This window comes from Cryobacterium sp. Hz7, assembly GCF_004402815.1.
Lineage (GTDB): Bacteria > Actinomycetota > Actinomycetes > Actinomycetales > Microbacteriaceae > Cryobacterium > Cryobacterium sandaracinum.
Genome location: NZ_SOFB01000043.1, coordinates 1 through 1,025 on the forward strand (window position 1 = coordinate 1; position 1,025 = coordinate 1,025).

The window sequence follows — 1,025 nt, forward strand, 5'->3', positions numbered from 1 at the left end:
TCCTCGGGCGCCCCGGCCGAACCGATCCGCGGGTCGGTGCGATCGACCCAGGCGACGCTGACCCCGGCGACGCGTGAAGACTCGACCGGGTACTCCGACCCGTCGAGCACACCCGCGGTCAGGTCGGTGAACTTCTTCACCGGCGATAGCTTCCAGACCGCTTCACGACCCGTGACGGGACCGAAGTCGGCCACGTTCACGCTCGCGAACCGGTCCGACCGGGTCTGCACCGGCACATAACCGAAACGGCCGTCCGAGTGCTCCTTGATGCCGTGCTGCTCCGCAGTAGGCATGGCATCCGTTGTGGATGCCGGGGTGGTTGGTGGGGAATTGAGTTGTGCAGAGACGGCGGACATTTAGCCGACGGATCCTTCCATGCCCATTTCAATGAGCTTGTTGAGTTCAAGGGCGTACTCCATCGGCAGCTCCCGGGCAATCGGCTCGATGAAGCCGCGCACGATCATGGCCATCGCCTCATCTTCGGGCATCCCCCGGCTCATCAAGTAGAACAGCTGCTCCTCGCTGACCCGCGACACCGTGGCCTCATGGCCCAACTGCACATCATCGACCCGGATATCGATCGATGGATACGTGTCCGAACGCGATTTCGTGTCCACCAGCAACGCGTCACAGCGCACCGTGTTCGCGGAGTGGTGCGCCGTGGCATCCACCCGCACCTCACCGCGGTAACCAGACCGGCCACCACCCCGGGCAATGGACTTCGACACGATCGAAGACTGCGTATACGGCGCCATGTGGATCATCTTCGCGCCCGCATCCTGATGCTGACCGGGACCCGCGAACGCCACCGACAGGGTCTCCCCCTTAGCGTGCTCACCCATCAGATAAATCGACGGGTACTTCATCGTGACCTTGGAACCGATATTGCCGTCGATCCACTCCATCGTGGCACCCTCCGCAGCCGTCGCACGCTTCGTGACCAGGTTGTAGACGTTCGTGGACCAGTTCTGGATAGTCGTGTAGCGAACGCGGGCATTCTTCTTTACAACAATCTCGACCACCGC

1 protein-coding gene and 1 pseudogene are annotated in these 1,025 nt (G+C 62.3%); both read right to left on the reverse strand.

Translation table 11 applies throughout. The features are described 5' to 3' along the window. Positions 1 to 356 (reverse strand): annotated as a pseudogene (locus E3N86_RS09135) (Fe-S cluster assembly protein SufD); the annotation flags it as partial. Then, positions 357 to 1,025: SufD family Fe-S cluster assembly protein (locus tag E3N86_RS09140; protein ID WP_174843009.1), on the reverse strand; the 669-nt coding region annotated here is incomplete at its 5' end.